Annotated in this window: 1 protein-coding gene; it reads right to left on the minus strand. The window is 69.3% G+C overall.

Features of this window, described 5'->3' with window-relative positions:
• The coding region (locus MHA02_RS21915) for a helix-turn-helix domain-containing protein (RefSeq protein ID WP_170249448.1) at positions 1-570 on the minus strand (570 nt) is incomplete at its 3' end.
• Positions 571-654 lie beyond the last annotated feature (84 nt).

The raw sequence follows: 654 nt of genomic DNA on the forward strand, positions 1-654 counted from the left end.
CTTCTCGTCGGGCAGGATCTCGGTGTAGGCGAGCCGAGAGGCGTCATCGACGGCAACATGCAGCGCCTCCCAGCCGGTGCCGCGCCTGCTGCTCTGTCCGCGTCGATCACCGGTGATGCGATGGCCGATGCCGTCGATACGACCGAGCTTCTTCGTGTCGAGGTGGATCAGTTCGCCCGGCCGCTCCCGCTCGTAGCGGATGATGGGCGGCTTGGGATCGAGGGCGTCGAGCCGGCTCAGGCCGAGCCGGCGCAGCACCGCGCCCACCGTCGAGAGCGGCACACGCGCCTGCCGGGCAATGGCTGGCCCGGACAGCCGCTCACGGCGCAGCCGGGCGATCTCGGCTTGGAGGGCGGCTTCGACGCGCGTGGGCGAGGTGTGCGGGCGCGAGGATCGGTCGGCCAGACCGGCCGTTCCTTCCGCCGCAAAACGATCGCGCCACTTGCGCACCGTCTTCGGGTCTATCCCCAGCGCGAGCGCCACGGCGCTCACGGTCCAGCCCTGAGCCAGCCGCTCCATGATCAACCGTCGACTATGCGGCGTGGTGCGCGCATTCTGATGGGCGTCCATCCGAGGATCCGGGTTCGGGGTTGCAGGCTTCGCAACCACAGCCTCGCTCGACATCCTCGGATGGACAACCTCCGTAGCAACGAC

It is taken from the genome of Methylobacterium haplocladii (assembly GCF_007992175.1).
Classification (GTDB): domain Bacteria; phylum Pseudomonadota; class Alphaproteobacteria; order Rhizobiales; family Beijerinckiaceae; genus Methylobacterium; species Methylobacterium haplocladii.